At 60.3% G+C, this 24475-nt stretch carries 23 protein-coding genes and 1 riboswitch; of the genes, 10 read left to right on the top strand and 13 right to left on the bottom strand.

What is annotated here, in order from left to right; all coding sequences use genetic code 11:
* Positions 1–74: 74 nt before the first annotated feature.
* A riboswitch (glycine riboswitch) is annotated at positions 75–171 on the top strand.
* Positions 172–238: 67 nt separating this feature from the next.
* The 6 genes from B5F39_RS06235 (at position 239) to B5F39_RS06210 (ending at position 7619) form a co-directional block, all read left to right on the top strand.
* The gene (locus tag B5F39_RS06235) at positions 239–679 is read left to right on the top strand and encodes a GrdX family protein (protein ID WP_255376015.1); all 441 of its coding nucleotides are present in this window, start codon (positions 239–241) and stop codon (positions 677–679) included.
* Positions 680–725: 46 nt separating this feature from the next.
* A complete protein-coding gene (locus tag B5F39_RS06230) occupies positions 726–2021 on the top strand; it encodes a glycine/sarcosine/betaine reductase component B subunit (protein ID WP_087365047.1) in 1296 nt (431 codons plus the stop codon).
* Positions 2022–2034: 13 nt separating this feature from the next.
* On the top strand, positions 2035–3345 hold the full coding sequence (grdB, locus tag B5F39_RS06225; RefSeq protein WP_087365045.1) for a glycine reductase complex selenoprotein B: 1311 nt from the start codon (positions 2035–2037) through the stop codon (positions 3343–3345).
* 229 nt (positions 3346–3574) lie between these two features.
* Complete coding sequence (gene grdC, locus B5F39_RS06220; protein ID WP_087365043.1) at positions 3575–5107, top strand: glycine/sarcosine/betaine reductase complex component C subunit beta; 1533 nt, start codon at positions 3575–3577, stop codon at positions 5105–5107.
* Between the two features lie 9 nt (positions 5108–5116).
* The gene (grdD, locus tag B5F39_RS06215) at positions 5117–6280 is read left to right on the top strand and encodes a glycine/sarcosine/betaine reductase complex component C subunit alpha (protein WP_087365257.1); all 1164 of its coding nucleotides are present in this window, start codon (positions 5117–5119) and stop codon (positions 6278–6280) included.
* Positions 6281–6941: 661 nt separating this feature from the next.
* Complete coding sequence (locus tag B5F39_RS06210; protein WP_087365041.1) at positions 6942–7619, top strand: 4Fe-4S double cluster binding domain-containing protein; 678 nt, start codon at positions 6942–6944, stop codon at positions 7617–7619.
* 73 nt (positions 7620–7692) lie between these two features.
* Here B5F39_RS06210 and B5F39_RS06205 read toward each other — a convergent pair whose 3' ends face one another.
* The 4 genes from B5F39_RS06205 to B5F39_RS06190 all read right to left on the bottom strand — a co-directional run bounded on the left by B5F39_RS06205 (position 7693) and on the right by B5F39_RS06190 (position 11829).
* Complete coding sequence (locus B5F39_RS06205) at positions 7693–8844, bottom strand: amidohydrolase family protein (RefSeq protein ID WP_087365039.1); 1152 nt, start codon at positions 8842–8844, stop codon at positions 7693–7695.
* A 14-nt stretch (positions 8845–8858) separates the two neighbouring features.
* Positions 8859–10130, bottom strand: a complete 1272-nt coding sequence (locus B5F39_RS06200; protein WP_087365037.1) for an SLC13 family permease — start codon at positions 10128–10130, stop codon at positions 8859–8861.
* A 99-nt stretch (positions 10131–10229) separates the two neighbouring features.
* On the bottom strand, positions 10230–10931 hold the full coding sequence (locus B5F39_RS06195; protein WP_087365035.1) for an RraA family protein: 702 nt from the start codon (positions 10929–10931) through the stop codon (positions 10230–10232).
* Between the two features lie 22 nt (positions 10932–10953).
* Positions 10954–11829 (bottom strand): DUF1932 domain-containing protein, encoded by an 876-nt coding sequence (locus B5F39_RS06190; RefSeq protein ID WP_087365033.1) that lies wholly within the window; start codon positions 11827–11829, stop codon positions 10954–10956.
* Positions 11830–12035: 206 nt separating this feature from the next.
* Here B5F39_RS06190 and B5F39_RS06185 point away from each other — a divergent pair, with 206 nt between their 5' ends.
* Positions 12036–13001, top strand: a complete 966-nt coding sequence (locus B5F39_RS06185) for a LysR family transcriptional regulator (protein WP_087365031.1) — start codon at positions 12036–12038, stop codon at positions 12999–13001.
* 373 nt (positions 13002–13374) lie between these two features.
* Here B5F39_RS06185 and B5F39_RS06180 read toward each other — a convergent pair whose 3' ends face one another.
* The 4 genes from B5F39_RS06180 to B5F39_RS14220 form a co-directional block, all read right to left on the bottom strand.
* Complete coding sequence (locus B5F39_RS06180) at positions 13375–14646, bottom strand: APC family permease (protein WP_204245051.1); 1272 nt, start codon at positions 14644–14646, stop codon at positions 13375–13377.
* A gap of 200 nt (positions 14647–14846) precedes the next feature.
* The gene (locus B5F39_RS06175) at positions 14847–15419 is read right to left on the bottom strand and encodes a hypothetical protein (RefSeq protein WP_087365029.1); all 573 of its coding nucleotides are present in this window, start codon (positions 15417–15419) and stop codon (positions 14847–14849) included.
* Between the two features lie 2 nt (positions 15420–15421).
* Complete coding sequence (locus B5F39_RS14225; RefSeq protein WP_158095955.1) at positions 15422–16243, bottom strand: AAA family ATPase; 822 nt, start codon at positions 16241–16243, stop codon at positions 15422–15424.
* Positions 16240–17679, bottom strand: coding sequence for a hypothetical protein (locus B5F39_RS14220; protein ID WP_158095954.1), 1440 nt, complete (start codon positions 17677–17679; stop codon positions 16240–16242). Before B5F39_RS14220 ends, B5F39_RS14225 begins: the two co-directional genes overlap by 4 nt.
* Positions 17680–18096: 417 nt before the next feature.
* Here B5F39_RS14220 and B5F39_RS06165 point away from each other — a divergent pair, with 417 nt between their 5' ends.
* The 3 genes from B5F39_RS06165 to queC are packed head-to-tail and all read left to right on the top strand — an operon-like array spanning position 18097 to position 19862.
* Positions 18097–18615 carry a QueT transporter family protein gene (locus tag B5F39_RS06165; RefSeq protein ID WP_087365027.1) on the top strand — a complete coding sequence of 173 codons (519 nt, stop codon included), beginning with the start codon at positions 18097–18099 and terminating at the stop codon, positions 18613–18615.
* Between the two features lie 28 nt (positions 18616–18643).
* The gene (queF, locus tag B5F39_RS06160; protein ID WP_087365025.1) at positions 18644–19141 is read left to right on the top strand and encodes a preQ(1) synthase; all 498 of its coding nucleotides are present in this window, start codon (positions 18644–18646) and stop codon (positions 19139–19141) included.
* A 10-nt stretch (positions 19142–19151) separates the two neighbouring features.
* The gene (gene queC / locus B5F39_RS06155) at positions 19152–19862 is read left to right on the top strand and encodes a 7-cyano-7-deazaguanine synthase QueC (RefSeq protein ID WP_087365023.1); all 711 of its coding nucleotides are present in this window, start codon (positions 19152–19154) and stop codon (positions 19860–19862) included.
* A 134-nt stretch (positions 19863–19996) separates the two neighbouring features.
* On the opposite strand, the gene B5F39_RS06150 is transcribed toward queC, so the two are convergent.
* The 5 genes from B5F39_RS06150 to B5F39_RS06130 form a co-directional block, all read right to left on the bottom strand.
* Positions 19997–20905 (bottom strand): hypothetical protein, encoded by a 909-nt coding sequence (locus tag B5F39_RS06150; protein WP_087365021.1) that lies wholly within the window; start codon positions 20903–20905, stop codon positions 19997–19999.
* A gap of 117 nt (positions 20906–21022) precedes the next feature.
* Positions 21023–21337 (bottom strand): hypothetical protein, encoded by a 315-nt coding sequence (locus B5F39_RS06145; protein ID WP_143330667.1) that lies wholly within the window; start codon positions 21335–21337, stop codon positions 21023–21025.
* 140 nt (positions 21338–21477) lie between these two features.
* On the bottom strand, positions 21478–22512 hold the full coding sequence (locus tag B5F39_RS06140; protein ID WP_087365018.1) for a M20/M25/M40 family metallo-hydrolase: 1035 nt from the start codon (positions 22510–22512) through the stop codon (positions 21478–21480).
* Positions 22512–23669 carry an aminotransferase class III-fold pyridoxal phosphate-dependent enzyme gene (locus B5F39_RS06135; protein WP_087365016.1) on the bottom strand — a complete coding sequence of 386 codons (1158 nt, stop codon included), beginning with the start codon at positions 23667–23669 and terminating at the stop codon, positions 22512–22514. Before B5F39_RS06135 ends, B5F39_RS06140 begins: the two co-directional genes overlap by 1 nt.
* A complete protein-coding gene (locus tag B5F39_RS06130; RefSeq protein ID WP_087365014.1) occupies positions 23654–24463 on the bottom strand; it encodes a uridylate kinase in 810 nt (269 codons plus the stop codon). The genes B5F39_RS06135 and B5F39_RS06130 overlap by 16 nt, the downstream gene beginning before the upstream one ends.
* Between the last annotated feature and the right edge of the window lie 12 nt (positions 24464–24475).

Genomic DNA, 24475 nt, shown 5'->3' with positions numbered 1-24475 from the left:
ATTTTGCGTTTTTTTCACGTCCGCGCCGGCGTTGACAACGAAAGATCGAAATAGTTATACTATTAACAAGCTGGATGAAGGCGGTAAGAGAGTCCCACTCTCCACTACGGGCGCCGAAGGGGCAAGGCCGGACAGGCTGAAACTCTCAGGCACAAGGATTACCGTTGGACGGCACTCTGGAATCGTTGGCTTCAACGAGGACGAAAACAGGGGAATATCAGCGGATGGCGGTGTTCCTATGGGCTTGTCCTCGTTTTCTTATATCTGTTTAACGAATAATCCCGCGCTTGAGGGTATGGTTGCGCCGCTCGAATATATGGGCGCCGCTGCGTCCGTCGACGTGCTGAAACGCGGACGCGCTCTCGTCCAGGAGGGATGGGAGCTTCTCGCGAGCCCTCTTTACGGGAATTTCAAGCCGAACCAGCAGCCATACCGCACTCTGATACTCAGAAAAAACAACGGCCCGACCGGCCTGCCGGACATTCAATCGCTGTCCCTGATTGAGGATGCGGTGCGCTTCTACGAAAATTCGCACCACATAATGCCTCCCGGCGGCCTCGCCGATAACATAGAAAAGGATTTCCGATACATGGACGTCGTGTTGTTGGAAGAGACTTTTCGTCAGTACGGATTGTTGACATCTCCGGTCAAAAGCTACTCGGAGGTGGTTGACAGATAAACTGCGCGCGCTGCTTCCCATCAATAACAACACAAGGAGGATCACCATGAAACTCGAACTGCAGAAGGCAAAAGTGAAGAACATAGCATGGGGCGACAAAACGGCGCTCCTTGCAGACGGGACTCTTCAGATCAACAAAGAAGAGTTCATCGCCGCCGCAGCCGACAGCGAACACTTCAAGACGCTGGACGCGGATCTCGCCCGTCCCGGCGAATCCGTCCGCATCTGCCCGGTGAAGGACGTAATCGAACCGCGTTACAAGACGGAAGGCCCGGGACAGATATTCCCCGGAATGCTCAGCGACGTCGAGACCGTCGGAAGCGGAAAGACTTTCGTCCTCGAAGGCGCCGCGGTACTCACCTGCGGACGCATCGTCGGCTTCCAGGAGGGCATCATCGACATGCAGGGCCCCGGCGCGGACTACACGCCGTTCTCCAAGACGATGAACGCCGTCCTCGTCATCGAACCCGTCGAGGGACTTGAAGCCCACGACTACGAGAAGGCCTGCCGCATGGCCGGCTTCCGCGCCGCGTTCTACGTCGCCGAGGCCGTCTGGAAGGCCGGTGCGCACGTCGATACGACCGAGACCTACGAGCTGCCCTGCTTCGCAGAGGCTATGAAGGCCTATCCCGAGCTCCCGAAGGTCGCCTACATCTACATGCTCCAGACCCAGGGACTGCTCCACGACACCTACGTCTACGGCGTGGACGCGAAGAAGATACTTCCCTCGCTTATCCACCCGAACGAGACGATGGACGGAGCCATCGTATCCGGGAACTGCGTTTCCGCATGCGATAAGAACAGCACCTACGTCCACCTCAACAACCCCGTCATCCGCAACCTCTATGACCGCCACGGCAAGGACATCAACTTCGTCGGCGTCATCATCACGAACGAGAACGTCACCCTCGCCGATAAGAAGCGCAGCTCGTCCTACGCCGTGAAGCTCGCCGCGATGCTCGGCGTCGACGGCGTCATAGTCAGCGAAGAAGGCTTCGGCAATCCGGACGCCGACCTCATCATGAACTGCACCAAGGCCGAGAAGGCCGGCATCAAGACCGTCCTCGTTACCGACGAATACGCCGGACGCGACGGAGCCAGCCAGTCCCTCGCCGACGCAGCCCCCGAGGCCACCGCGGTCGTAACGGCGGGCAACGCGAACATGATCATCGTGCTGCCGCCGATGGAGAAGCTCATCGGATTCAGCGACTATGTCAACATCATCGCCGGCGGATTCGACGGATCGCTCCGTCCCGACGGCTCGATAGAGGTCGAACTTCAGGCTATCACGGGCGCTACCTGCGAACTCGGATTCAACCCGATCAGCGCCAAGACCTGGTAGGAGGACTAAGACAATGACGAAGAAAAGAATAGTACACTATATCAACCAGTTCTACGCCGGAATCGGCGGAGAGGAAATGGCGGGCGAGGTCAAGCCGGAATCGCGTCAGGGAGTAGTCGGCCCCGGCATGGCGCTCAACAACGCCCTCGGCGACGCCGGCGAAGTCGTCGGGACCGTAATCTGCGGCGACGGCTACTATGCCGAGCACATGGAATCCGCGACCGAAGAGATAGTCAAGCTCATCGCCGAATTCAAGCCCGACGCGGTAGTCACCGGCCCGGCCTTCAACGCGGGACGCTACGGAACGGCCGCCGGCGGCGTCGCGGAAGCCGTGCAGAAGCAGCTCGGGATCCCCGCAGTCTCCGGAATGTACACCGAGAACCCGGGCGTCGACATGTACAAGAAGTCGGTATTCATCGTACCGACCGCAGACAGCGCGCGCGGCATGGGCAAAGCCATCCCCGCTATGGCGAAGCTCGTCCTTAAGGTCATCGAGACCAACGGACAGCCCGGCTCGCCCGAAGAGGCCGGCTACATCCAGCGCGGCGTCCGCGTGAACTACTTCATGGAAGAGATCGGGGCCAAGCGCGCCGTAGACATGCTCGTCAAGAAGCTCAAGGGCGAGGCCTTCGAGACCGAATACCCGATGCCGAGCTTCGACCGCGTCGAACCCGCGGCGGCTATCACCGATATGAAGAACGCGACCATCGCGCTCGTCACCTCCGGCGGTATCGTCCCGAAGGGCAACCCCGACCACATCGAGGCTTCCAGCGCGACGAGATTCGGCACCTACGACATCGAAGGCGTACAGTCCGTCGACGCCGAGCACTACGCGACGGCCCACGGCGGATACGACCCGTCCTACGCGAACAACGACCCGAACCGCGTCCTCCCCGTCGACGTGCTCCGCGAGATGGAGAAGGAAGGCGTATTCAAGAAGCTTTACAGATACTTCTTTACGACCGTCGGAAACGGAACCTCCACGGCGAACGCGAAGAAATTCGGACTTGCGATAGGCGAGCAGCTTAAGAAAGATGGAGTTGACGCCGTGATCCTCACCTCCACTTGAGGAACCTGCACTCGTTGCGGTGCAACGATGGTAAAAGCGATCGAATCCTACGGCATCCCTGTCGTGCACGTCTGCACGATAGTCCCAATTTCCCAGACGGTCGGCGCGAACCGCATAGTCCCGGCCGTAGCCATTCCCCATCCGCTCGGAGATCCTACGAAGAGCCACGAGGAAGAGCTCCACATCCGCCGCGCGATACTCGACAAGGCCATCAAGGCCCTCGAAACCCCGGTCACGGAGCAGACTGTATTCTAAAGCAGCAAACTGCGCGGGACGGCGTATGCCGCCCCGCGTTTTTTATAAGCCGCGCAGCGTCCTTTTGACACGCTCCGCGAGTGCGGCGGGCTACATTTATTATTCGATTGCACAATGACCAAATAGCTAGTGAAATTTATAATTACTTATGTATGGGATTGTGAGAATACAGCCTGCGGGCTTATTTCAATACAGCTTGTGAAAACAAAAACAGGAGGAATACAACAAAATGCCAAACGCAGCGTTCAAAGCGGCAGCCTATTCACTCAACCACACGCCGGAGCTCGCCCTCTGGTACGGCAACACTCCTTTCGTGGAGAGAGAGACCCATCCTGATTCGGAATTCCTCAAAGAACTTCCCAAGTTTGAACAGAATTATGACGAAGCCACGCGCTACGCCCCGAACCTCACCTACATCGGCGCGATGGAGATAGAGGACTTCGAGAAGCGCCAGCAGCCCTGGTACAAGAACCTCGAGCCCGAATCGATCCGCTACGGCAAGTACGGCGAAATCATGCCGGAAGACGAGACCCTCGCCTTCATGGATATGTGCGACGTCTTCGACCTCATCTGGCTTGAGAAGGGCTTCGCCGCCGCCGTCAAGGAAAAGGTCGCCAAGCACCCGCTCATGCGCGACGACATACTAGCACGCCTCGAGGCCGGACACGAGATGTCCGAGATAGAGCACGAGACCGCCAACGAAGGCGCGCTCCCGCTCTACTTTGAAGGCAAGGTCGTCGGCTGCGCCCGCCGCGGACACGAGGTAGACCCGAACCTCACCGCCTACGAGCTCATGGTCAACATCTGCAACAAGGCCAGCGCCGTCCTCTCGCTGCTCCACCTCATCAAGAACGCGGGACTCACCCCGAACGACATCGACTTCGTAGTCGAGTGCTCCGAGGAGGCCGCGGGCGACATGAACCAGCGCGGCGGCGGCAACTTCGCGAAAGCCATCGCTGAAATCGCCGGCTGCATGAACGCCTCCGGCTGCGACGTGCGCGGATTCTGCGCCGGCCCAGTCAACGCGACCCTCGCCGCCGCCTCGATGGTAGCCGCGGGCACCCGCAAGAACGTAGCCGTAGTCGCCGGCGGAGCTATCCCGAAACTCTACATGAACGCGCGCGACCACGTCAAAAAAGAACTCCCCGCCCTTGAGAACTGCATCGGCTCCTTCGCGGCCCTCGTCGTTCCCGACGACGGACAGCACCCTGTCATCCGCCTCGACGCGGTAGGAAAGCACACCGTCGGCGCCGGCGCTTCGCCGCAGGCCGTCACCTCCGTCCTTACCTACGAGCCGCTTCAGAAGGTCGGCCTCACCTTCGCTGACGTGGACAAGTTCTCGCCCGAACTCCACAACCCGGAGATAACGCTCCCCGCCGGAGCCGGAAACGTCCCCGAAGCCAACTTCAAGATGATCGCGGCCCTCGCAGTCATGAAGAAAGCCATAGAGAAGGCCGACATGGTCAAGTTCACGAAAGAGCACGGCATGACCGGCTTCGTCCACACCCAGGGACACATTCCCTCGGGCGTTCCGTTCATCGGACACGCCATCGACGCAATCAACGCCGGCAAGATGACCCGCGCCATGATCATAGGCAAGGGAAGCCTCTTCCTCGGACGCCTCACGAACCTGGCGGACGGCGCTTCCTTCCTCATCGAGAAGCCGCAGCCCAAGAAAGAGGAAGCCGCGGTAAGCAAAGAAGAAATCCGCGAACTGATCCTCGAAAGCCTCGGAGAACTTGCGGCTACCCTCAAGAAGTAGGTGCTGGCGATGGCAGACAAAGCAGCGGTAAAAGCCTTAATAGGCGACATACTGAATGAAATAATAGAGGAGGCCAGGGACGGCGGCGGCAAGAAAACCAGCGTCGGCCTCATGGCCTACGGCAGCGAACTCGGACAGGAAGAGCTCTGCAAAGGCGCGCGCCTCGCGCAGCAGAACGACCCGTCGGTGAAAGTCTACTGCATCGGCCCGAAACTCGAAGGCTACGAGGATCTCAACTGGATCGAGACTGCGGCCGACGAGCATGAAATCGCGCACGCTATGGAAAAAGCCCTCAACGACGGCGTGATAGCCGGAGCGGTCGCGCTCCACTATCCCTTCCCCGTCGGCGTCACGACGATAGGAAAGGTATTCACCCCCGGCAAAGGCAAGCCCTGCTTCATAGCTTCCTCAACCGGCACGGCGTCGCCCGTCCGCACCGAGGCCATGCTCCGCAACGCCATCTACGGCATCGCGGTCGCCAAGTCCGCCGGAGTGGCTAAGCCCACCGTCGGCATACTCAACCTCGACGGAGCCCAGACGGTCCTCCGCGCGCTCCAGAAGCTCCAGGAGAACGGATACGACATCACCTTCGCCGACAGCATCAGAAAAGACGGCGGCGCGATATTCCGCGGCAACGACCTTCTCGCCGGAGCCTCCGACGTCTGCGTCACCGACACGCTCACCGGCAACGTCCTGATGAAGCTCTTCGGAGCCTGGACGACCGGCGGCAACTACGAAGCGATGGGATGGGGATACGGCCCCTCCGCCGGCGAAGGCTGGGACAAAGTCATCTCCATCATCTCCCGCGCCTCCGGCGCTCCCGTCATCGCCTCCGCTCTGTCGCTCAACGCGGCCGCTGCGAAGAACGGGCTGCCCGCGATAGTCGCGAAGGAACTCGCCGCGGCGAAGGCGGCCGGCCTTGACGAACTCATCGAGTCCATGCAGCCGAAACAGGCGGCGGCCGAAGAAGACGTCAAAGCCCCGGCGGCGGAGCCGACCGACGAAGAGATCCACGGCGTAGACGTCCTCGAAATAGAGAACGCCGTCAAAGCCCTCTGGAAAGCCGGCATCTACGCCGAATCCTCGATGGGCTGCACCGGCCCTGTCATCAAGTTCGCAAAGCACAACGAGGAAAAAGTCAAAGAAGTCCTCAAAGCCGCGAACTATCTCTAAACAGACAATCGAAACCGACGACAGGCCCGCGCGCAAAGCGCGGGCCTTTTTGTAAGCGCGCCTCTGTTCACGCCGGCGGCGCACGGCGTCAGAGCTATGAATAACGGTGGAGCGTATATTCAACCGACAAATGGCTGTCTTTATTGCCATTCCACGCTTTGACGCAAGCGCTTTGCTGACGCCCGATGAGACGGGGCGGGCTCTACCGGGCGCGTTTTTTGGGCGGACGCGGAATCCCGCGGCTTTCAACTCCGATACGCTGCGATATTTATCATCGGTCAACTATATAAACGAAACGCATCACATCTAGTTATGCCGCGCTCCGACGCGGCATCTAGCGTCTTCAAATACCCTAATGTATGTGGATTTATGGACGCTGTGTTCCGCGTCAAGCGCGGAATGACGGTGAAGCCTGCTGTATCTCTTTATTGATTAAGCAGCTACAACGGCATTCGATTCCATGTCAGGCTCGGCATGACGAAAGCGGCCTTCTCTGCCGAAAACTGAATAATTATTATACCCGCCCCTTGCGCGCGGCTCCACATTTTAAGCCTCAGCGCCGGGCGAACGTGAAATTGAAACCACGGCCCCGGCGCGGTAGAATGTAGGCGGACGCGGCGAAACTGAAAACACTGCGCACAAGCGGGGGGGTGGACGAAAAATGCTTTCCGACGGATTTAGAAATTTCCTATACGAAATAGGCGCGAAGCTCGCGGGATTCGCGGACATGAGCGGCGTACCGGGTTGTTCGTACCCGCGCGCGGCCTCCGTCGCGCTCGCCGTGCCGCGCCACATACTGCGCGAAATAGCGGACGGCCCGACAAAAAGCTACTATTACATGTATGCGGAGCTCAACAACGGCCTAAACAGGATAATAACCTCAGCCGCGGAATATCTCCGCGCGCGCGGCTACGCCGCCGAGCCAGTAACGACCGACGCCGTGAAAAAGAAAAACGAATTCGAGACTGAGCTGCCGCACAAAACGGCGGCTGCGCGCGCCGGCCTCGGCTGGATAGGCAAAAGCTGCCTGCTCGTCACGCCGGAATACGGCTCCGCCGTGCGCCTGTCCACGCTGCTCACAGACGCGCCGCTCGACTGCGCCGCGCCGCTATCGCCGCGCTGCGGCCTCTGCACCTCGTGCGTGGACGCCTGCCCAGCCCATGCTCTCAGCGGAAAATTATGGAGCCCCGGAACGCCGCGCGACGCGATAGTAAATCCCCAAAAATGCTTCGACAAACAGCGCGAGCTGATGAAAGCCCGCACCGGCATAGACATAGACCTCTGCGGCAAATGCTTCGCAGTCTGCCCGTACACGCGGCGGTATCTGGAGCTGGCGTGAAATGGACTCGCTTTCGTGCCCGGCAAAAATCAAAAGGCGGCTCGGATGAGCCGCCTTTATTTTACCGAATGTCTTACTCTTGAATATTTTTTGTCACGTCATATACGATGTCTCCGCCCAGTACCGTCATCACAGGCTCGATAAGCCATTTTCCTGTGCGTTCATTGCCGTACGAATCGTATTGGCGCGTTGATGTTTCGCTTATGCGGCAAAATGTAAGGTCAGCGCCGCAGCCTTCTTTTAACCTGTATTCCCGTGCGTTCAAGCCGAACAGCCGCGCCGGAGTCTCGGTAACGCTGCGCGTCACTTCCGCCGCCTTCATCCCTAAATCTAAGAACTTCGACATCACAAACGTAAGGTCCCACATGCTTTCATCTTTATGGAACGTTGCGCGCGTCGAGTCGCTCGTAATCAAATCCGGGAAGAAGCCCTCTTTCGCAGCCTGCTCTGCGACCCTGAAATCAAAATTCTTTCTTCCGTTTCCCACTTCGAAGAGTACGCCGCGTTCGCGAGCGCGAAACGCCTCCGGCTCCAGCCTGCCGCCGGCGCTTAAAATCGTCTCGCCCTCTCCGTGATACATGTGGCTGTAAATGTCGCCGCGCCGCAGTATTTTCAATATCTCTTTCGTCGGGGCCGGCGGGTCCGTCGTGTGGACGCATACTGGGAGTCCGAGGGCCTCGCCCGCTTCGACCGCCTTTTTCAGCGGTTCGAGCCCGAGGCCGCGGACAATGTTTCTGCTTATGCGGACCTTTAGACCTATTATCTTGCCCGGATATCTTTCTATCACATTCGCCATGTCGGATATGGAGATTACGCCGTCTTCCAGAGGCTCTGAAATTCCTTTTCCGGGCTGTCCGACCGGCGAAACGTTAAGGAAGCTTTTTATGCGTATCCTGCGCCCTTCGATGTCACATTTGCGGAAAGCGGGATAGTTTACCCAGCCTGACGTTCCCATGTCCACGGCGCGCGTTACTCCGGCCGTAAGCAGGTCGTCGGCCTCCATGCCGAACGTGCTTCCGTGCGCGAAAAGGTGAGTGTGGAAGTCTATGAAGCCGGGGAAGGCATGAAGACCTTCGCACCGTACTGTTTGTACGGCTTCTTCGGAGCGTTTGCCGTGCGGCGCGGCGAACGCGATTTTACCGTCCATTATTCCGATGTCGATTCTTGAGTCTGCGCCCGTACCAGAGGCGGAGTACACGCAGTTTTCAAAAATTACGTCAAGCATAGGCGTCACCGGCGTTACGCGTAGAGAGGCCACAGCATCGGTATCAGCACGACGCATACTATGAGGAATATTATCGCGAGTCCGATGTTGCTCTTGAAGTAGTCGTTGAATTTGTACCCTCCGTAGGAGTAGATGAGGTTCGCGGGCGGACACGCTATCGGCGTCAGTATGGATACCGTCGAGGCTACGCACATGACCATCAGCAGCGCGGAAGGTATGACGCCGATGGTGTTGGCTATGGCTATCACTATCGGCATGAGGAGCGTAACGGTGACGACGTTTGACATGAACTGCGTCATGACGCAAGTGAGCGCGAAAATCACGACGGTTATGAAATAGACGTTCGTCGAACCGCCTATTATCATAATGAGCGAATCCGCTATTATCTGGGCCGCGCCGGTCTTGCTCAGCGCTATCGACAGCGGCGTCATTCCGCCGAGAAGTATCACCGTCTTGATGCTGACGAGCTGATATGTCTGTTTTTCCGTAAAGATACCGCAAAGGCCGACCGCAACCGCTCCTATGATGGCCACCATATAAGATGGGATTCCAGTTTTGTTTTCAAATATCATCGCGACGAAGACGACGAGCAGTATAAGCACGGAAAGCGCCTGTTTCCATAAAGGCGCGTTCCTGGGCTTGGTCTCGAATATGCCGAGGTCGATATCGTCGACGGCTTTAATATCGGGCAGAAATTTATAACCGATGAAGTAAATGTAGATAATCATTACTATCGTAAGCGGAAGCCCGATTTTTGTGATTTCAAAGAAACCGAACGGATAGCCGAGCGCCTTTATCTGGTCGCCGACAAGCACGTTGATGGCCGCGTCGCCGACGAGCGTCAGACGGCCTCCGGCCATCGAACCGAGGAAGGCGCACATGAGCAGCTTCGAACGGCTGAAGTCGCTCGAAGCGCAGATGCCTAATATGATTGGTATGAATACCGCGACAGTGCCTGAATTGCTGAGCCCGGCTGACATTATGCTCGAAAGGACCAGTATCGCCAAAATCATCTGTCGCTCGGTCTTTGCGTATCTTCGCACGACTGCGGCGACTTTGTCGCAGACCCCGGTTTCAAACAGCGCGCTTCCGACTATCATGACGCCTATAAGCATCAGTATGGTTGTGCTTGCGAATCCGCTGACCGCCTCTTTCGGCGTGACGAGCCCGGTCAGGACTAAAACGCTCATTGTCAGCATTATCGTCATGTTGACCGGTATTTTTTCCATCAGGAAGGAAATAACGGCTAAAATCAGAATTATAATTGTCAATGTTGCAGGCGTCATATTTGTGCCCTCCATTTATCGCCCAGTTCTGTTGAAAAAGTTCGTTTCGCCTCGTGCCCGCGCCGTCTGAAATGAACGCGGCGGCTCGGGCTTCTCAGCCTACGGCCTATACACGTCGTCGATTATCTCGAATCCTTTTTCCTCGAGGCTCTTTTCGACCCAGGCGCGGTTCGCGGTGCCGTCTTTGGCGGCGGCGAGTTTCTTTTCGTCGGCGGCCTGAAATTTCTTCGCGTCTTCAAGCACCTGCGCGGCGTCGCGGCGCGGGATGACTATCACGCCGTCGGGGTCGGCTAGGATTATATCGCCCGGGTTTACGCTTACGCCGCCGCATGAGATTGGGACGTTTATCTCTCCCGGCCCTTCTTTGTACGGGCCGCCCGGGGTCGTGCCGGTGCAGTAGACGGGGAAGTCCCATTTGCCTATTTCGTCGATGTCGCGTATCGGTCCGTCGAGGACTATGCCCGCAATCTTTTTCGTGTATTTCAGGTACGCCATCATTATCTCGCCCATGAGCGAGCGCGTGTCGTCCTCTTCGTTGGAGACCACTATCACGTCGCCTTCGCTGCAGAAGTTGAGCGCCGCGTGGAGCAGAAGGTTGTCCCCCGCGCGTCCTTTGACTGTGAAGGCCGGGCCGGCCATCATCTGAGCCTTCGGGCTGCTGACGAGCCTGATGCGCGGGTTCATGGCGCAGTTTCTCTCCATCACGTCGGCGGTGTTCGAGGCCGGTATCGTCTTGAACTGGTTCATTATCTCGGGATCCGGCATTTCGCGGCGCAGATATATTCTCTTTCCGACTGGCATTGTGTTTTCCTCCAATTATATTTTAGTTTTTGCGGAGTTTTTCTATTATTTCGGGCCAGCCCGCTGGCTTGGCCTCTACGTAATGCTTGGCGAACTCGTATGGTATAAGTTCCTCGAGCTTCTGCTTCGTCGCCGCGCTCATCTCCGAGGTGAGCCCGGCCTCTTCGAGCATCGCAATCGAGCCTTTGAGTTCCGCCGCGCGGCGCACGCAGTGGAGTGCTGAACCGGTCACGAGGCGGTCGAGGTGGCTCGTGAAGGGCGTGCCGTCCATGGATTTCGCGACGGAGGCGACGACCTCGTCCGAGACGCCGTAGGCGTCAGCGGCCTGCAGCATCTCTATCATCAGCGCCGCAATGCCCTTCATGAATATGCTGCGCACGAGCTTTATCGCCGAGGCCGCGCCGGGACGTTCGCCCGCGAGCATTATTTTCATGCCGTAGGGCTCCATCGTCTCCTTGAACTTAGCCGCGCCGTTTCCGCTCGCCGTTATGGGAACGCGGTGCTTGTCCTTGGGCAGGGAGCCGAGCATCGCTGCGTCGGCGAAAAGCACGCCCGTCGCGCTGATTTCGTTCCATATCGCTTCCTTCATGGCCGGCGTCGAAGCGCTCACGTCGGCGTATATCTGCCCGGCGCGCAGGCTGCCCTTTACCCCGCGGCAGACGTCCATCGTGAATGACGATGGAACCGCGGCGAAAAGCACGTCGGCCCACTCGGCCACGTCTTTGGCGGAGCCGCACAGCTCGACCTTCGCCTCTTCCGCGCGCGCGTGGACGAGCTTTCCCATTACGGCGTCCCCGGCCATCGAGTCGAAGGCGCGTATACCGCTCACTCCTTCTCCGGCGAGGCCGAGGGCTATGTTGTAAGCGGCCTCCCCGAATCCTATAAATCCTATTTTCATATCTATTCCTCCCGCCGCGCCGTGTCCGGCGCGCAGCCGCGTACAGCCGGCGGCTCGCCGCGCTCCTGCGAGCGGAAGGCCGGCCTCCGTAACCTGTTACTCTCGGCTTGTTTTATGAACGCTATGATAGTAATATATACATAATATTTAATCAAACAGTATAAATTTGAGTTTTTTACAAAATTTTTTTGTGAGAGAGAGCGTTCATGGATATTCAGAGCCTATATTATTTCGCGGAGCTTTCAAAGGACCTCCATATAACGAGGACGGCGGAGCGGCTGCACATATCGCAGCAGACGCTGAGCAACCACCTGCTGAGGCTTGAGAAGTATTTCGGCGCGAGGCTCGTGGAGCGTTCGCAGCCAACGAGGCTGACCAGCGCGGGCGAGTACGTCCTGAGCTTTGCAGAAAAGCTGGGGCGCGACGAGAGGAACCTGAAAGATATGCTTTCGGACGCGGGGCGGCAGGAGCGCGGCACTCTGCGGATAGGCGGCAGCGAGATGCGGCTGAACGCTTTTCTGCCGGAGGTGTTGTGCATATTCGGCTCTAAGTATCCAAAGGTGGACATACGGCTGACGAGCGCCACGTCCTCGGTGCTTGAACCGCTTGTCGAGAGCGGTGCGCTTGACTACGGGGTCGTGCTCTCGCAGGAGCGCAATCCGGCGCTGAACGAATGGCATCTGATGGAGGACCAGGTATATCTCTGCGTCGCGGACTCTCTGCTGGCGGAATATTACGGCGACGGCGCGGACGCGCTGAAAAGGCGGTCGCTCTCCGGCGCGGAGCTTGGCGACTTCGCCGAACTGCCGTTCTGTATGCTCTCCAACAGGATGGGGACGCGGATAAAAGAGTGCTTCGACGGCGCTGGCGTGACGCCGCGCCGCCTGCTCACGAGCCCGAACACGCAGATAGGGCTTTCGCTCTGCCGCAGGCGCAAGGCGGCCTGTTTCGCCACGAGGATGAATCTGGCGGACAGCAACAACAACCTCGAGCCTGATATAAACGTCTTCCCTCTGCACAACGAGTCAAAGCCTATCACGCAGCGTCTTTCAATAATAAGAAGGAAAGACCGCTACATATCGCGCTTCGCGAAATTCTTCCTTGACACGACGCTTGACTACTTTGAAAACCTCGGACAGATGCGCATGGAACGCCTCGCGCGAAGCGAATAGTGACGACGGGATGCGGGGACTTTCCGCACCGCTATTTCTTCTCGCCGCTCTTGAACATACGCCATAGCGTTCTGCACCTTATTTTGAGCCTTTCCGCGGCGCGCCGCTTGCTCGACGTTGAAGACGCCACACGGCGTCGCCGTATTGGAATACGACGGCCCGTTGTATGAGAAGCTGTCGCGCGCGGAATTTGTCCGGGCCGTGGCTATGGAACCTCCGGCGGTTCGGCGCGGCGCGTTTTACACAGCGCCGCGCGAGCGAAAAATAACCGCTTATCTCTTTCCCATACAATAAAACCGCCAGCTTCCTGATTTTCAGACGCGGGCGGTTTTCGTAATCACGTTTCTATGACCGTCCCATACGGCGTTGAACGCTACGCTCTAGGCTTCCCCCATTTTTTCAGCGAAGGCGTGACGAATATTCCGGGGTCCAGGCGGCTGCGGCGGCGTTTTATGAACCACAGCGAGGCCAGCGCGTAGAAGAGCGTGCCGGAGAGCATGTTCACGCCGTAGGTCAGGAACATGCCGAAGAGCGCGCAGCTGGCCAGCGCTATCGTGACCAGCGCGGGAACGGGGTGCAGCGGCGATATATAGGCGCGCTTTATCGTCCCGAGCGGGTACATTTTGCGGAATCGTATCATCATAACGGCTGTTATGATGTAGACGAGCAGCGCGGAGAATATCGAGAATGTGATTATCTGGTCGAGCATCCCCGTGAAGGCGAACATCAGCGATATCGGCAGCAGGAACACTATCGAGCGGTAGTACGAGCCGAAGCGCGGGTGCTCCGCAGCGAAGTACGCAGGCATTATCGTGTCTTTGGCAAGCGCGCTCCAGGCGTGGCTCGCGTCGCTGATACAGCCGTTCGCGCTCGCGAGGCAGGCGAGCACCGTCCCGGCGAAAAGCACGGCTATCACGAGCGGCTTGCCCGTGGCTACGGCGGCGTCGTAGAGCGGGTAGACGGAGCCGCCGAGCTTATGCGCCTCGACCAGTCCGGAGCAGACGAACCACGTCGCCATCGCGCCGAAGAGCAGAGTCAGAAGCCCTATCATCGTCCCGACAGGCAGCGCGCGCTCGACTTTACGGCATTCCGACGAGGCCATAGCCGTCCCCTCGATTCCGAGGAAGAACCATATCCCGAACTGCATCGCGGCGAATACGCCGAGCAGCCCGTAGGGCAGGCCGTCGGTCAGCTCGCCGAGTTTTATCAGCGAGCGCGATGGGTCGAAGAAATCCGTCGAGCCGAGCAGGAACATCACGCTCGCGAAGGCCGCGGCGGTGATGAAGAAGTTCAGCGTCAGCGTGCCGTAAATCCCCCTGTAGTTTATCAGCGTCAGCAGGAGCAGCGTGAGTATGATAAAGGGCATAGGGGAGAGTTCCGGGTTCGGCGAGCTCACTATGTCGCCGCCGACGACGGCGTCCGCCGCTTCGAGCATCGTGTATTCGAAGACGCTTATCAGCCAGACGTTGAACGCGGCGAGCGGGCCGAGTATTGATTTCGCCATCGCGTACTGACCGCCCGGCTCCTCTATAATCGAGGCCATCTCCGTCGTCATCATAGCGACGCCGATGTACATGACCGACATGGCCCATATCGCCATCAGCGCGCCGGTGAAGTTCCATCCCATGAACTCGCCGACCAGCACGATGCCGACGCCGCGCGACGCCCCCGTCTCTTTCGCGGAGCGTGAAAAAGGCCGCCGGAGGAACGGCGGCCTTTGCCTGAGCTATAAAAATTTACGCCGTTTTGGCGAGATTACTGACGGAAGCCCCGCGTCATCCGCACGCTTCGTCGCGCGCGGAAGATTCGCCGTGGGTCGGCGAGGTCGTTGCTCGGTAAAGCCGCCTACTCCGAGGCGGCGCGCGCCTTTTCGAGCAGCGCGCAGTCGGCAGGCGAGATTTCGGCGGCCTCGGCGGAATAGTCGAGCAGCAGCTCGAGCACGTCCTCCGTCGGATGCTTCATGGCCTTTTTGTGTATCTTGCGCAGCAGCGAAGACGGCGCGCGCTCGACTATCTCGCGGCCCGCCTCGCCCGTCTTGGCGTGCCACGCGGAATATATCGCGGCGAGCCACTTCGCCTCCGGCGAGATGGTGCGGAAGGCGTTCATCCCGGCGTTCGCGTCAGGCGCTGTCGCGAGCTCGATATGGTTCTGCACGCAGTATATCGAAAAGTCGCGGAACAGCAACTCCGACTCCGTGGTCAGCAGAGTCTCCGGCCTGTCCAGGCGCAGCGACACGGGCGAGTCCATGAACTTCTGCGCGAAGTCCCATATATCGAGCCTGTGGCGGCGCGCCGCCGTAAAGAGCGCTTCGAGATACTCCCGGTGTATCTGCTCGAGCGTTTTTTTTGCGAGAGAGGCGCTGCGCGAGCGCGCCTCGAGATCGTATTCGGAGCAAAGTTCCAATGTGGCTTTGAGCATGCTTACATCTCCCCGACAATATTTCCGCCGGTCTTCAGCGCGGCGGCGCGGCGCACGTCCGCGGCCGTGATCGCCCCGACGTCGATGTCCGGCGGCAGACTTATGCGCGCCGCCGAAATCTCGTAGTGGAGCAGTTCGAGCGAGCGCGCGGGCTCGCAGCGTTCGGGCGAGCAGAGCGCGGCGAGCCTCGTCGTCTCCTCTATCGCCTCGGGCGTTATCTCGGTGTTCGGATAGCGCACGCGCGCGACGCGCTCTATTATGCGGACGAGCCTCTCGTGGTCCGGCTCCTTCAGCTCTATGGACTGGAAGCGCCGCTCCATCGCCCTGTCGCGCGCTATGTACTGCCTGTATTCTTCGGAGGTTGTCGAAATGAGCATGCTTATCCCGCCGCTCGTGATGTACGGCTTCAAGGTGTTGAGCAGGTTCGACGGGCCGAGATTCTCGCTCAGCCTGTGCGCCTCGTCCACGTAGATGATTATCCCGTAATATTCAGCCTCGTCGAGAATGTGCTTGAAGCGCAGGTCGCGCTTCTCCTTCTCCTGATTTATAAGGTCGATGTTGAGCACGACGACGCGCCGTCCCGCGAGCCGCGCGTAGCGCCCCTCGTCGATAAGCTCCGCGAGCTTGTGTACAGTGGAGGTTTTGCCGCATCCGGCGGGGCCGGTCAGCGCGACATTGTTCTGCTCCTCGGAGGCGAGCGCGACCGCTATCCTGTCGAGCGCGCCGAAATCCTCAAGTATCTGCTCCACGCCGCGCGTTCCGCGCCCGAGCTGATGTCCGTACTTTGCGCAGAGCGGCGGCAGCTTTTCCCGTGCGTTCCTCACAGCGATTCCCCCTCCTCGAGCAGCGATTCGAGCGTCAGCGGCTCCCTCTTTGCCGCGCCGCCCGTTATCCAGAGCTTCGCTTCCGCGCCGCGCCGCGCACGCAGCTTTATTCGTTCGCGGACGCGTTCCGCCGGCCTCTCCTCGAGCGCCGTGTAGCGCACGCGCCCGTCCTCCTCGACGGCTCGCAGCTCTTCGTCTAGGTCGTCCGGCCTGTAGATGACGTCGGCGTCCGATACGTAGGAGGCGAAGGCTTTGTTGAGCCGCTCCTCCTTCGTCGCGTGCCAGACGCGGCGGTCGCTCAGCGAATAAAGCGTCTCGATGAGCTGCGCCTCCTCGGAGCGGCTTTCGAGCGACAGGCGCGAAAAATTCTCGTATCCGAAGACGAAATTCAGTCCGTCCCAGTTCTGCCGCAGCTTGTCGAGCAGATTGACGAGCCCCCAGCGGTCGAGCTCCGGCACGAACACCACGGCGCGTTTGCCCGCGTTCTGCGCCGCCGCGCCGGCCGCCGCCGTCAGCAGCGCCGCGAAGCCCCTGTCCGCCGCGGCGTTCCCGCACGAGCAGACGAAGAGCGGCACTCCGTCCGGCGAATCGAAAAATTTTCCGAGCTTCAGCGTCGGCAGCCCGTTCAGCAGAGCCGCCTTTTCCGTTACGAGGGAGAGCAGAGCGCGGAAATCGGCCGTGCTCGCGTCCGCCTGCATCTTGATGCAGCGCTGCGTGTTCGAGGTCTCGGAGGTGGTGAAAAGCAGGTCGGCGAATGGCACCGGGGCCTCGCGGCCGCCGTTTTTCTGGAAACGCAGCTCCTTATCGAGAATATACTCGGCGAGCGCGTACTCCCTCGTGCGCGCGCCGCGCCGGAACTCCGCGCCCATGATCGCGCGCTTGTCCGGCAGCGCGTCCTTTTCGCCGCTGACGGCTTTCGTCATCAGCGACTCCACATACCTGTGCTGACGGCAGAAAATAGTGAAAAGGTTCAGCCTTGGAAGCACGCCCTCCACCTCGCCGCCGGCGATATTGAGCAGCACGTTCCGCTCCGTCTCGAGCATATAGACTATCATGCGGTCGGTGACGAGCTTGCCGAGGTCGTCGAAAAACTTGTCGTTCGCGTCGCGCGAGCGTATCTCCTGATACGCCGCCTGACGCACCGCGTTCGCGATATTCGCGCTCGACTCTCCGGCAGTCTCGTTCAGCGCGAACGGCTCGATAAGGTCCGGGACGACGGAGCCGGCGCTCGACAAGTCCGCCAGAGCCGCATCACCCTCAAAGCTCTCGTAAAGCCGCCCGGAATGATCCAGTACGATAAGCGCGTCCTCCGGGAAGGCGCGCGGCCACGCCTCCACGAGAGCGCGGAAGCTCGCGGCCTTCCTGTCGTTGCCCCCGAGCATCAGAGCGCTTCCGCCGCGCACCGTCTCCGGGCTGAAATCTGTGATATCTATCATAATAATTCCCCGCCTGCGGCTGCCGCCGCGAAAAATAAAAACAACTCTCAGTATAACATAAACCGGCCCGCCGCGCGCCGCGAAGTCCCCTCGTTTGCCGGCGCGCGCAATCCCGCAAAAAACGCAGCCCGCGCCGGCGGCGGGCGATTAGCGCGCGCGTCCGCCGTTGCAAAATGGACGGAAATCGTTTATCATGGACAACCGTCTGAAATAGGGGGCGGCGTCCCCCTACTCTGGCCGACAGTTCGAAACCATCCTGTCGTAAAACAAAACTAGGGACGAAAACAGCCTATAGACGAGAGGCCGCGCTTCGGACGCGATTATGCGGACGGACGCGCGCCGGCGCAGCGACCGTTGCAGACGATCCCCGGTTTTCCGATGAAGGCCGGGGATTTTTTATTTGGGAGGTAAACGGATATGGAAAACGCGGACAACATGACCCGCCTGCAAAAACTGACATTTTCGGCCATGGTGATGGCGCTCTATGTCGTAGTGCTAAGCCTCACCTCGAGCTTCTCATTCGGCGCGTACCAGATACGCATCGCGACCTGCCTTTACGCGCTCGCCTATCTTTTCCCGTTTCTCGTCGTGCCGCTCGGCCTCGCCAATTTCATCTCGAACATGCTCTTCGGAGGCTTCGGCGTCGTGGACATGCTCGGCGGCTGCGTCGTCGGCATGACGGCTGCGGCGTGCATCGTCCTGATACGGCGCAAAAACTGGAACCGTATGCTGATAGCCGTGCCTATCGTGCTTGTGCCCGGGCTCGGCGTCTCCATCTATCTGTCCTATATTCTCGGGATTCCCTATCCGCTGATGGCGCTCAACCTTTGCGTAGGCCAGCTCGTACCGTCCTTCGCCGGAGTCGGGCTCGTGAAGCTGCTTGAAAACGCGCGCCGCACGCGCGCCGCTGCGGAGCAGGGCAGGAACGGCATATAAAACCAAATCATAATAAGGAGCGAACGATATGAACGGACGTACGAAAGAAGAGTTGAGCGGCGTTTCGCTGCTCGGCGGCAAGCGCGTCTCATACCCCGACGATTACGCGCCCGGGCTGCTTGAGACATTCCCGAACAAGCACACGGATAACGATTATTTCGTGAAATTCAACTGCCCCGAGTTCACGAGCCTCTGCCCTATGACGGGGCAGCCGGACTTCGCGACGATATACATATCCTACGTTCCCGGCGAGCGCATGGTGGAGAGCAAGTCGCTCAAGCTGTACCTGTTCAGCTTCCGCAATCACGGCGATTTCCACGAGGACTGCGTCAACATAATAATGAAGGATCTGATTCGCCTGATGGACCCTAAGTACATCGAGGTCTGGGGCAAATTCACTCCGCGCGGCGGCATCTCCATAGACCCGTACTGCAATTACGGCAGGAAGGGCACGCGCTGGGAGCAGGTCGCCTTCGAGCGGCTGGCGCGCCACGACATGTATCCAGAGAAAGTTGACAACCGCTGAGGTTGCATCGATGGCCTGCAAAGCGATGGTGCTGTTCAGCGGCGGCGTGGACAGCGCGACATGTCTGGCGCTCGCTGTTGAAAAATACGGGAAGGAAAACGTGATACCGCTCTCGATACGCTACGGGCAGAAACACGAAAAAGAGATACGGGCCGCGGAGCGCATACTCGCGCGTTACGGCGTGAAGGGAATAGAGCTGGACCTCTCCGCCGTCTTCGCCTACAGCGGATGCTCTCTGCTCGCGCGCTCTGAGGCCGCAGTGCCGGAAGCGCCGTACGCCGAGCAGATCGCGGCTTCGGGCGGCGCGCCGGTCTCGACCTACGTCCCTTTCCGCAACGGACTGTTTCTCTCCTGCGCGGCGAGCGTCGCGCTCTCGCTCGGCTGCCGCAGCGTCTGGTACGGCGCGCACCGCGACGACGCGGCTGGCGCGGCCTATCCGGACTGCGGCGAGGAGTTCTTCAGAAGCATGAACAGCGCGGTCTATGAAGGCAGCGGCAAAGCCCTGCGGCTTGAAGCGCCGTTCATCGACAAAAACAAGGCGCAGGTCGTAGCCGAGGGACTGCGCCTCGGCGTCCCCTACGAACTTACGTGGAGCTGCTATCAGGGCGGGGAAAAGCCGTGCGGCGTCTGCGGCACCTGTATCGACCGCCGCCGCGCCTTCGAGGCCAACGGCGTCGAAGACCCGGCGCTGAAGCTTGATCGTCCCGGCGCTGATAAATAGCGTACGCGCCGCGCCGGGCAGGCATCGTCAGCGCGGCGTCTGTTTTCCAAAGTCGGCCGGCCGCAAAAAGAAAGACGGCTTCGTGCGTATGCCGAAGCCGTCTTCTTTTTGCTCCCGCCTGTACTCTGCCGTCGTTACAGGAAATCCTCGCAGCTTTTGACGATGTGCAGGCCGAACCTTGCGGCCCAGCCGGCGTAGGCCGCGGAGACGGACTCCGTGCCGCCGCCTACGCAGCTCATGCAGTCCTCGAGGATGAATATTTCGGGGCGTTTCTTCTCCTTTTCCATCGCCTCGCATATCTGGAGGACGCTCTGCGCCACGCAGTAGTCGCGCGCCTCGCCGGCGACGACCAGCCTGTCGCAGCGCCGTAGCTCGTCGAGCAGTTCGCGGTTCGCGTAGTTGCCCCCCGGGTCGTATTCGGGTGCGATTATGCCGTAGAACTCCGTCGCGGGAAGCGTGCCCTTGAATATTTTCTTTATGTCGGAGCTCCGCGCGGCGGAGAAGAAGTGCATCATGTTCGAGAGCTGGTTTTCCAGCGCGAAGCCAGCCGTGCCGGCTATGCAGTGGTAGGGCCATATCACGAGCTTCTTTTGTCCGCCGGCCTCTAGGTGTTCGAGGTATTCCTCGCTTTTCTCCTTTTCGTAGAGCGGACGCCAGAGTCCGTTTTTCACGTCCTCCGCCGTTATCACTGTGAACGGCGCGGGCGTTTCGCCGTCCGCTCCGCGCCACCAGCATGGGTGGAATATCTGCCGCGGCGAGTGCGTGTCCAGCGAGGCGGCTATTTCGGTTATCTTCGTCATGTTGTCATAGATGAAGCGGGCCAGCCGTCCGGCGTCTCCAAGCGACCCGGCGACTCCGAGCGGCCCGCCCTCCATGAAGTCGCGCTGCATGTCCACGCAGAGGAGGCACGTCTTCGTCCCGTCGCGCCGAGCTTCGGGCAGCCCCTCGCGGCAGGCCTTTTCTATCAGCGCTCCGAGCCCGAAGGGGTTGGAGTCCGAGCCTATGTGCTCCGCGCTTACTATCTCTTCAAAAGCTGTGTTCATCCGCAAACATCTCCGGCCTTTGATTTTTTATTTCGCATATGCGCCGCGTTTTTCGCGCGCATACAAAAAGACAGGAAGGGCGGAGCCTTTCCTGTCCTTCGTGCTGTGTCCGCGTGTTCAGTTTATCGTTATCTCCTGCACGGCGGAGCCCATGATGTTGCATACGAGCTCGACGGATATCTTGTCCCCGGGTTTTACGCCGTCCAGCTTCACGGTCTCGGAGAAGCCTTCGTTGGACTGCTGCGACTCGTATCTCTCGGAAACGAGCTGCCCCGACGGGCCTGAGACCGCCATGCTCATTATATAGTGCTTGGTTTTGTCGTTTACGCGGTGATCCGCTTTCACGGAGAGCGTGCCGTGCGCGCCGTCCCAGCCGAGACGTATGTTCGTCGGAGGATGGGCGGCGGCCTGTCCGGCAACTACCGCGGTCATTATAAACGCCAGTGCCGCCAATTTTTTGATTGTCACCGCTGAGGCCCCCTTTGCTCACATTTTTATTTGATAATAGCTATTATACATTAAAAATGTGATTTTTTCGTGGCGGCCGCGCGAAAAGGAGCCGCGGCGGAACGCTATATCGCCGCCATTATTTTCGGCAGGGCGGCCTTTATGACGTCGATTCCGCGCAGAAACTCTTTTATTTCTATCTGCTCGTCGGAGCTGTGGTCGTAGCGGGAGTCGCCCGGGCCGTAGGCCCCCATCGGGCAGCCCCACGGCGAGAGCACGTTGAAGTCGCAGGTGCCCTGCTTTGCGAGGACGCGCGGCGGTTCGCCGGTCACGTCGCGTATCGCGGTGCGGAATGCTCGCACGACCGGGTCGGACTTGTGCACCTCGTGCGGCGGGACGTACTCTATGACCTTGAGGCCGACGTCGAAGGCCGCGGCGGTCTCCTTCAGCATGAGCTCGAGCTCTTCTTTGTCCGCGCCTATCGGCGTGCGCAGGTCCATCGTTATCGAGGCGGAGCGTTTGCCGGCCTCGTGGCCTTCCATCTCCATTACGGCGATGTTGTAGCCCTTGCCCATGTTCTCGGTTATCTGGACGAGCGAGGCGGCGGCGTTGACTGTCGCGGTCATAGGGCCGGGGCTGCCGGAGCGGTGCGCGCCGCTGTCTTCCGCGACGAGCGAGAAGAGTATGCGTCCGCGGTAGGAAAGCGCCACCCCCTGGCTTCCGGTCGGCTCGCCTATTACGAGCGCCGCGGGCTCGTGCAGCGGCATACGGAAGCGCGCGCCGCGCGAGTCTATCTCTTCGCCGACCGCCGCGACGAATGTGACGCGCCAGTCTTCGGGCACTTCGACGGCTCCGCCGCCGACCGCGAGCGCGCAGCATGGGCTTTTTGCGTCCACTGAGCCGCGCCCTATTATGCGGTCTTCTGTGACTGCGAACTCCGGGCCGCCGGGGACGGTGTCTATGTGGCTCAGCAGCACGAGCTCCTTGTCGCCGTTGCCGCGCGTCGCTATTACGGAGCCCGCGCCGTCTATGTGCGCCGTCTCCCATCCGAAGCGGGGCAGGCGGTCGCATAGCATCCGCGCCGCGTTTTCCTCGTGGCGCGTCGGGCTCGGCACGGCTACTATGTCGATGAGGAGGCCGACGGATTCGGGAAAGCGCATCAGGCCTTTCCTCCGCGCGCGGCGATGCGGCGCATCGTCTTGTCGAATATCTCGACGGCCTCCTCCGCGGCCTCGCGCGTCACGGCGAATGACGGCAGGAAGCGCACGACGCGCGGCCCGGCGGGAAGCGAGAGCAGCCTGTCGTTCTGCAGCTCCCTGACTATCTCCTGTGAGGGCACGCCGCTCTCGACGCCTATCAGCAGCCCGTCGCCGCGCACCGCGCCGACGAGCGGTATGTCTCTCTTTCCAAGCTCCGCGCGTATGTGCGCGCCGAGCTCTTCTGCGTGGGCGCAGAGATTTTCGCTCTTGATGAGCTTCAGCGCCGCCGCCGAGACGCGAGCAACGAACTCGTTGCCGCCGTAGGTCGAGCCGTGCGTGTGCGGCGGGAAGTCGCCGAGCTCGCTGCGCCAGACGACCGCGCCGGCCGGAAGGCCGCCCGCGAGCCCCTTCGCGACGCAGATTATGTCCGGGTCGAGGCCGTGGCGGTACGATGCGAAGAAGCTTCCGCAGCGTCCGAGGCCGGTCTGCACTTCGTCGGCGACGAGCAAAGTCCCGTGCGCGCGGCAGCTTTCCGTTATCGCGCGCCCGACCTCTTCGGGGATGGGGTAGACGCCGCCTTCGCCCTGAACGGGCTCGATGAACACGGCGAGCGTCTCGTCAGTGATTTTTTCTGGAATGTCCTCCGGCGCGTAGTGCTTCGCCGCGTGTATGAACGAGGCGAAGGGCGCGCGGTATTTCGGGTTGAATGTGAGGCCGAGCGCGCCGCAGGTGCGTCCGTGGAACCCGCGCCGCGCCGCTATTATTTCGCCGCGCCCCTTGACGCCGGCCGCGGCGGCGAGCTTGAGCGCGCCCTCGATGGCCTCCGTGCCGCTGTTGCAGAGGAATACGGTCGCGTCGCGCCCCATGCCCTCGGTGAGAAGATCCGCCACTTCCTCGCGCACGGGGGATTCGTAGCCCGCGCCGCAGCTCCATACCCCGGCGGCGGCCTCTTTCACGGCCTCCATGAGCGCGGGGTTGGCGTGGCCGAAGAGCGCCGCGCCGTGGCCGTTGAAGAAGTCGACGTAGCAGCGTCCCTGCGCGTCCCAGACGTACGGGCCGTCGCCGTGCGTCAGCACCAGGCCGCGGCCTCCGAAAAGCTTGCTCAGCGAACCAGACATGTCGCGTTGCCTCCTATCGCGTTGGCTATGGGCGACTCGACGCGCCCGTCTGCGAGATACACCTTCGGGACGGAGAGCTCGAGCGCCTCTTTGCAGGCGACGAGCTTCCTTTTCATGTTGCCCTCGGCGTAGTGTTCGATTATGTCCCACTGTGCGAGGCGGCCCGACGTGATGAGCGAGCCGGGGTCGTTCACGTCCTTCATGAGGCCCGGGACGTTCGAGAGTATTATCATAGCCTCGGCGCGCACCGCGCCCGCTATCTGCGCCGCGAGGCGGTCGCCGTCGATGTTGAGCGAGATAGAAAGCTCGCCGTCGAGCGCGAGCGGCGGCACGACGGGGACGATTCCCGCGTCGAGCATGGCCGTCAGCGGGGCGGCGTCGATTTTCGTCACAGTTCCGCTGTAGTTGCCGCGCAGTATCCTGATGCGCCCGTTTACGCTCTCGCGCAGGAAGTCCTTGCGCTTCGCGACCGCATAGGCCGCGCGCTCCGGGTCGGCCTGCTCGGCCTTCACGCCGCGCTCTTCGAGGAGAGCCTTTATGCGCGCGCCGTAGGAAAGCGCCGCCTCGCGGAAAAGCCCGCGCTCCTTTTCGCCTACGAAGCGGCTCCTGTAGCCGCTCGGGCTTGTCACCATGCGTATCGCCACGCCGCGCTCGGCGCAGAGGTCGTTCATGACGCCGCTCGCGCCGTGAACAACTATCCAGCGTTCGCCCGCGGCGGTCCTTTTCGCTATTTCGTCAACGAGCGGCTCGAGCGCGTTGCCCGAAGCGCCGCCGATTTTTACAACTCCTATCATCTTTATATACCT

It is taken from the genome of Cloacibacillus sp. An23 (genome assembly GCF_002159945.1).
In the GTDB taxonomy this organism is placed as follows: Bacteria; Synergistota; Synergistia; order Synergistales; family Synergistaceae; genus Caccocola.
Note: the sequence above shows the minus strand (reverse complement) of the source record. Positions and strands in the feature narration are given on the sequence as shown.